Origin of the sequence: Burkholderia sp. (assembly GCF_018375725.1) — a bacterium.
Lineage (GTDB): Bacteria > Pseudomonadota > Gammaproteobacteria > Burkholderiales > Burkholderiaceae > Burkholderia.
On record NZ_JAHACR010000242.1, the window covers coordinates 1 to 6605 of the forward strand.

At 58.3% G+C, this 6605-nt stretch carries 6 protein-coding genes; 2 read left to right on the plus strand and 4 right to left on the minus strand.

Annotation, left to right across the window (positions count from 1 at the left end):
- Positions 1–22 precede the first annotated feature (22 nt).
- Positions 23–601 carry a LysE family translocator gene (locus tag KH616_RS19565; protein WP_292249792.1) on the minus strand — a complete coding sequence of 193 codons (579 nt, stop codon included), beginning with the start codon at positions 599–601 and terminating at the stop codon, positions 23–25.
- An 82-nt stretch (positions 602–683) separates the two neighbouring features.
- Here KH616_RS19565 and KH616_RS19570 point away from each other — a divergent pair, with 82 nt between their 5' ends.
- Positions 684–2012: a PLP-dependent aminotransferase family protein gene (locus KH616_RS19570; RefSeq protein WP_292249793.1), complete on the plus strand. Its 1329-nt coding sequence runs from the start codon at positions 684–686 to the stop codon at positions 2010–2012.
- Between the two features lie 375 nt (positions 2013–2387).
- Here KH616_RS19570 and KH616_RS19575 read toward each other — a convergent pair whose 3' ends face one another.
- The 3 genes from KH616_RS19575 to KH616_RS19585 form a co-directional block, all read right to left on the minus strand.
- The gene (locus KH616_RS19575; RefSeq protein WP_292249794.1) at positions 2388–4445 is read right to left on the minus strand and encodes a hypothetical protein; all 2058 of its coding nucleotides are present in this window, start codon (positions 4443–4445) and stop codon (positions 2388–2390) included.
- A gap of 135 nt (positions 4446–4580) precedes the next feature.
- Positions 4581–4733 (minus strand): hypothetical protein, encoded by a 153-nt coding sequence (locus KH616_RS19580; protein ID WP_292249795.1) that lies wholly within the window; start codon positions 4731–4733, stop codon positions 4581–4583.
- A 55-nt stretch (positions 4734–4788) separates the two neighbouring features.
- The gene (locus KH616_RS19585) at positions 4789–6180 is read right to left on the minus strand and encodes an MFS transporter (protein WP_292249796.1); all 1392 of its coding nucleotides are present in this window, start codon (positions 6178–6180) and stop codon (positions 4789–4791) included.
- 99 nt (positions 6181–6279) lie between these two features.
- Here KH616_RS19585 and KH616_RS19590 point away from each other — a divergent pair.
- On the plus strand, positions 6280–6605 hold a 326-nt coding region (locus KH616_RS19590; RefSeq protein WP_292249797.1), incomplete at its 3' end, for a LysR family transcriptional regulator.

The following is a 6605-nucleotide window of genomic DNA, read 5'->3' on the forward strand; positions in this document are numbered from 1 at the left end:
GTGGTGTACATCGGCGTGGGCGTCAGCGGCCTGGTGACGCTGGTGCAGGAGCTGATGAAATAAGATCAAAAAAGAAGCGGCGCACCGCGCCGCCGACAGCACCGAGCAGCGTGTGAAACACCGTACTGATAGCGGTCAGGACACAGCCGAGCATGACCAGTTGCTGCCCGACCGGGCCTTTGCCGGGATCGGCGAATTGCGGCAGAAAAACCATGAAGAACAGCAGCGCCTTCGGATTCAGCAGGCTGTTCAGCATGGCGCGCACGAAGACCGAGCGCAGCGTCGCCTGGGAAGCTGCCACCTGACCCAGTTCACCTGGCCGGCGCATGGCCTTATAGGCCATCCACAGCAGATAAGCCGCACCGGCGTAGCGGATCAGGTCGAACGACGGTGGCCATGCCGTGACCACCGCAGTCACGCCAGTCGCCGTCAGCACGGTGAGGATCAGGTCGGCCAAGCCAATGCCCAGCGCCGCCGCCGCGCCACCCCCAAGCCCATAGGTCATGCCATGCGCCATCACGAAGGCCATGTTTGGGCCCGGAGACAGAAGCAACGCCATGACCGCGCCAGCGAAGATCAATAAGGTTGATGTCTCAATCATGCTGGTAGGAATTTGCGTAGATGGAGATCGCAGCGTAATCTTTGTCAGTGATACAAACAAAAAATTGTTCTAGATACACGCTATGGGTGAGCCACGATACAAATCCATCGTCGACCATATGGTCTCCCTCATTCGTGCGGGCGCACTACCACCTGGCACGCAGCTACCCACCGTCCGCTCGCTGATGAAGCAGCACGGTGTCGCCCTGGCGACCGCCTCGCGCGTGTATGGCGAACTTGAAGCCATCGGACTGGTGGTCGGCGAAGTGGGGCGAGGCACGTTCGTGCGCGATACCTCGTTGCCGCGCGGGCTGGGGCTGGAGCAGAATCCGGCGCGATCCAATGCAATCGACCTGACCTTCAACTATCCGTCGCTGCCGGGTCAGGTCGAGTTGTTGCGCACCGGGCTACGCAACCTCGCAGTCTCCGGCGATCTTGATGCCCTGCTGCATTCCGCACCGCAAGGCGGGCGCAGGCACGAACGGCAAACTGCTGCCAGACATTTGCGCAATCGGGACATTCGGGTGCCCGGCGAACAAATCCTGATCGTCAACGGTGCGCAACAGGGGCTGGCTGTGACCGTCATGGGGCTTTTCCAGCCCGGCGACATCTTGGCCATCGACGCGTTGACCTACCCCGGTATGAAAGCGCTGGCGCAACTACACCGGCTCGACCTCGCGCCGATACCGCCACGTGTGGGCAGTGGTCTGGATCTGGAGCGGCTTGATGCACTCTGCCGGAGACGTCCCGTGCGCGCCCTCTATACGATGCCCACGCTGCATAACCCGCTCGGCTGGGTTATGAGCGAGCCGGACCGGATGCGCCTGGCTGAACTCGCTGAACGTTATGACTTTCTCATCATCGAGGACGGCGCCTACGCTTTCCTTGCCGAGCCTGCACCCAAGCCTGTCTTCACGCACGCGCCTGACCGGACCGTATACGTATCAGGATTATCGAAAAGCGTGGCATCGGGATTGAGGGTGGGATTCGTGGCAGCGCCGGAGCGCCTGATGCCGGCGCTCGAGCGGGCGATCCGCGTGTCGACTTGGAATACGCCCTCGCTCACCGTCGCATTGGCGTGCCAATGGATCGATAGTGGGATCGTCGATACGCTCGAGGATCGAAAGCGCAAGGATGCGCGGCACAGGCAGATGCTGGCGCGCCGCATCTTGCGCGGCGGATCGATCATTGCGCATCCCACATCCTACTACTTGTGGCTTGAGATGCCCGACGACCTGCGCGCCGACCGTGTCGCGGCCGATCTGGAGCGTGACGGCGTCCTGGTGACGACGGCCGAGCCGTTCTCGACCACGCCGAACACCCCTCATGCACTTCGATTGGCGATCGGCTCCCTTTCGCTTGATGCGCTCGCCGATGCTTTGCATAAAGTCGGCCGGGCAGTGATTGACTAAAGCCGTCCGCGAAATCCGATAACTGGCGAGTCATCGCGCCGTCTGCGGACGGTCTATTGTTGGCGCGAAAACGGCCATCTGGAAATCCTGTTTGGGCGGCGCTTCCTGACCGGCAACTGCCCGACGTGGTCGGCAGAAACCGACCCGAAGCAGCCTAACGGCACCCTCTCGACATTGTCTGATGAGCGCGTGAGACCGGACAGTCGGAGGGATCGTTTGCGTGACCGCTGTCATTGTTCCATGCATCTGTCGACCGCCTCACTACTCACTCTCTAAGGTCTCGGTGTCAACCGCTGGCCCACTCAATCTGGTAATCACTTTCTCGCCTCATGTACGGACCATCCCCCGTGATGCGGACACGCGGTCATTCAGTGATTATGTCGCGGGAAGCTCCCCGCTTGCAGATGGCATCTTCACATTGTCTTTCTTTGTCCACGCGGCACGCGCGCTGTCGGGCCACCACGCAAGGTCCTGGTAGAAATCCAGAGAGCCAGTGTGGACTGATTGGACGCTCCGCAGAGCGGTATAAAAGCTGTCCGCATCATGTACACCGTTCAAAAGCGCCATGAGTTGCGGTACGCTCATGAATGACCAATTTGTATGCAAATCCCGCGGCTCAACTCCGAGTTCCAGCAGCTCGGCCTGTTGCGTGCCGAGCGCACTTAACGTTCTGTTTACCTTCGCAAGCTGCTTGATTTGATCCTCGGTCGCATTCGGGTAGTTAAGCGATGATCCGATCAAGACCGGCGCGATGCCCCTGAGTACCATGCCGTCCTGCGTTCCGCCCCAGTCTAGAAGTGTCACCGCCAATCGCTCAACGCTGCGATTGTTCAGCCTTACCTGCGTTCCATCCTCGAATTCAAGGTTGCCGTATCGCCGCAGCAAAAGCTCATGTTGGCCCAGTTGTTCCTGCGCATACAACACCCCTCCAAAGAGGTCAAAAAATCCGCTGTATGAATCGCCGGCCTGTGCCGCACGCGTCATTGATTTCTTCTTCAACTCGATGAGCAGAATCGCTCGATCCGTTTCGACGATGAGATCACATTCACCTTCTACTCCGTGCATGCTGTACTTCTTTGACAGCACAGATGGCTCGATTCCGCGACTCTCGAACATTTTTGCAACGAAGGGTTCAATTGCATCCCCAATGTCTTGATCCGCGCGTGATCCGAATACACTCCGCAATGTCGCGGCAGCAACCTCGTAGAATCCGACGGCACTTATGGAAAGAGAAAACAAGAAATAACGGCCGTCCGTGGTTGCAATCAATGGTTTCGTGCCCATGTCCGCCTTCGTCGCATCGGGCGCGCGATATTCCGCGTTTATACTCGACGGATTGTGCGATATGTATTCCAGCAGTTTTTGCAATCGATCCTTGGGAATTCCCGAGTGCTCAAGACTTTCCCGACTGAGCGTGGCGTTAATCGCTTCAGGTGAGACGCAGACAAAGAGCCATCGCATCAACGCGAATAGATCTTCAAGGGACCACCCCATCTTCGAACGAACGACATCGTTGTCGACCCAGTCAAAGAGACCGTTCACCATTTCTAAGGCGTCCGCTGGGTTGATCTGCCGAAACGCTAGCGCGTGATCCGCGATGAACATCTCGCGAAGATAGATGGGTAGGCGATCATGCGATGAGTACATATGCGCATACGGATTGTAGGATTCGACATCAAGTGCCGCAACTATATCGGCTGCTTTCTCAAAAATCTTCTGCACTGCTTCATCGGTGTACCTCTGAACGCGCTCCACGGAAAGGTTGGCAGCCGCAAGATTCAGCAGATAGCCAAGGGGCGGTGCGGGTTTCGGGTTTGCCTCGGCAAGTGGCCGAGAGATGCGCCCTGTTAGATAGCGCCCACCTTTAAATCGGTTATTTTTCTGAAGATGACGTAACAGAAGGTAGGAGATTCGAAATCCATCCACCTTACAGAAATCATCGAACAGGTCCTGAGCACAACGGTCCAGTTCTCCTTCAACAAAATCGATTCGCTCGTCTTTCGGGGAAAACCGATATCCTTCCTGCTGCAGTCGCGCAATGGCAGTGGTTACTGCGATATCGCGCTCCATGCCAACGGTGCTGTCTGGATCGAACAAGGAACCTGGCAGGCGCCGTAGAAGATCCAGATACTGAATCGCCTCGCACCAACGGTCAGTTTCGCTGAAGTCACAAAACGTCTTTTCACTCGATGTGAAGTGCGTCAACTGCCGAGCGTAAGCCGCGTAGGCATGGAGCCCGGGTTGGAGTTGGGCGCGGCGAAATATTGTCCGTCCTAGAGTGTACATGTCATTCATAGAACGTTCGCCAGGACAAACGGTTGCATGTACACGCGCCTGGATATCGTCACGGGCTTCGCCGTTCAGCTCCAGCGGCGATTGGGACGCTTTGTCTGCGCATTCGATAAAAGCTTCAATGTCGCGATCGGTAATCATTGTTGTTTGAGCGTGAACCCGCGGACCAAAAGCATACATCGGTCAACGCGGCACTACCATGAATCTCCACCGCACTTCATAAATGTCCGCTATGCGTCGCAGGACGGACACCCGCCGCGTCGTCGCGGAGGACCGTTAATGGCCGATCTCGGTCTGCTGCCCCAGCGCTGCCACCGCTCCACCATCACAAAACGGACCCATCCGCGATTGATCGTCTGCCGTAACCAGATCACGAATTTGATCGATAGTCAGCGGCGGGAAAACGTTGGAGTGCTGGGTGTCGTCCATGCGATGACCGTCCCGGCAGTTCCACATACATGAGAATGCTCATACTCCTCGCGCACTAGGCTTTGGGGTGCCTGACGTGAGGTTCCGGCTGATTCTCCGCACCAAGCCAAAGCCAGCATATGACACTTCCGCCTAACAGCAGCATGACCGCCATACCGATCGACCAGTGCATGCCCTGCATGAAAGCCTGCTGCCCAGTATCGCGTACGAGATAGCCGAAGACGGCCACACCCAGGAGACCACCCACCTGACGCGCAGTATTAAGCACGCCCGATGCGATCCCCGCGCGCGTGGCATCCACGGATGATAATGCGACGTTGGTCATGGTCGGAACCATCAAGGCAATGCCACTTGCCGCCATGAGCATCGGCACAACCAGCCAGCCGTAGGCTCCATCGATACGCACTGGCAAAAGCAACAGATATCCCAGTGCTGCGATAAGCAAACCCAGCATCATCAGCCGCCTCGCGCCGATCCGGATGATCAGGCGGCCAGCCAATACGTTGACCGCCATCAGCACAATCGTCATCGGCAGAAATGCCATCCCCGTCTGCTGAGGAGAAAGCTGCTGTTCGATCTGAAAGAACAGGCTGAACACGAAAATCAGACCGTAGTACGCGAAATTGACGATGACGCCGGAAATCGACGCAATCGAGAACGCCGGCACACGGAATAGTCCCAGCGGCAGCATGGGTGAAGCGCTGCGCGACTCGATGCAGATGAATCCGGCAACGCTCATCGCTGCCATCAGCAACCCGCCTTGAACCCAGGCATTCCCCCACCCCAATCGCCCGACTTCCGTGAGTGCGGCCGTGAGCGCTGACAGCGACAGGACCGCAGCAATCTGCCCAAGCCAATCCAGGCTTCGGCCATGGCTTGGTTCGTCGGTGACGGTGTACCGGAGCGTCAAATAACCGCCCAGCAGTCCGATCGGCAGATTGATAAGAAAAATGCTACGCCAGCCCCAATGAGCGACCAGCACCCCGCCCAGCACCGGCCCGGCTGCCAGCGAGATGCCTCCAATGGCGCCCCACCAGCCCACGGCCCGGCTGCGCTGCTGCTTGTCCGGAAAAGCGCGCTGCAACATGGCCAGCGAATTGGGAACCAGCAGAGACGCACCCATACCCTGAATCAAGCGGGCAACGATCAGCATCGGGAGATCGACGGCGAAGCCACAAGCGGCTGACGCCAACGTGAATAGCGTCAAGCCGCAAAGAAACACACGCCGTGCCCCGAAGCGATCGCCAAGCGCGCCGCTGGTCAACAACAGTGCGGCGAATACCAGCGTATAGGCATTGACGCCCCATTGCAGCCCCGCCACGTCAGTGACGAATTCACGGCGCAATGTGTCGAGTGCGACGTTCACGACACTGACGTCCAGCAGCACCACAACGAAGCCAAGCGCAGCCGCGACCAACGTGCCGCGTGGGGAAAATGAAGAGGTCATATATAGCCATCCGAAACCTTGAACAAGGCGGATGCTAGGCCTCGGCAATCTATGCGTAAATTCTCTAAAGTTGCAATCCAAACTGGAGAAAACACACCGATGTTTGATTGGGAAAATCTGCGTCACTTCCTCGCAGTGGGCCGGGCTGGGACCCTGTCTGGAGCAGCCCGCTCCCTGCGTGTGGATCACGCCACCGTCAGCCGACGGCTGGCGGCATTGGAGCACGAACTGCAAGTTGCCTTGGTGGAGCGCCTACCACGCGCTTGCCGCCTGACGGCTGCGGGCATTGAGGTGTTCGAGCAGGCCAAGGCGATGGAGGCCGCAGCCTTCGCCATCGAACGGCATACCCGCGCGAATCAGGCACCTTTGCAGGGCAAGGTCACACTCAGCGCGCCGCCGGTTCTGGTCACGCATTTCCTGGCCAT